This window comes from Vibrio sp. 1288, from assembly GCF_033344475.1.
The window spans coordinates 1-715 of sequence record NZ_JAWPOX010000499.1 but is presented as its reverse complement, the minus strand read 5'-3'; the positions used below and the strand labels follow the sequence as shown (position 1 = coordinate 715).

General features: G+C 48.4%; 1 pseudogene. It reads left to right on the top strand.

Going from position 1 to position 715, the window contains the following annotated elements:
* Window positions 1–715 (top strand): annotated as a pseudogene (locus R8O11_RS27630) (excinuclease ABC subunit UvrA); the annotation flags it as partial.

Genomic DNA, 715 nt, shown 5'->3' with positions numbered 1-715 from the left:
GACCATATCGAAGGTTTGTCTCCGGCGATTTCTATTGAACAAAAATCGACATCTCATAACCCTCGCTCAACCGTCGGTACCATCACCGAAGTTTACGACTACTTACGTCTGCTTTACGCTCGTGTTGGTGAACCACGCTGTCCTACTCACCACGCCCCATTAGCCGCACAAACTGTCAGCCAGATGGTGGATAAAGTATTGGAACTGCCAGAAGGCAGCAAAATGATGCTGCTTGCTCCAATCGTAAAAGAGCGCAAAGGTGAGCATGTAAAAACACTAGAAAACCTTGCCGCACAAGGTTTTATCCGAGCGCGTATTGACGGCGAAACTTGCGATCTTTCAGATCCACCAACACTTGAGCTACACAAAAAACACACCATTGAAGTCGTGGTCGACCGATTCAAAGTTCGCCCAGATCTGCAACAACGTTTAGCAGAGTCATTTGAGACGACGCTAGAGCTTTCTGGTGGTATTGCGGTGATTGCTCCGATGGATGGCGATGGGGAAGAAATCATCTTTTCCGCGAACTTCGCTTGTCCGCAATGTGGCTACAGCATGCAAGAGCTGGAACCGAGATTGTTCTCATTTAACAACCCAGCAGGCGCGTGTGGAACTTGTGATGGCTTGGGTGTACAACAGTATTTTGATCCAAGCCGAGTGATTCAAGATGACTCACTCAGTTTGGCACAAGGCGCCATTCGTGGTTGGGATCAAA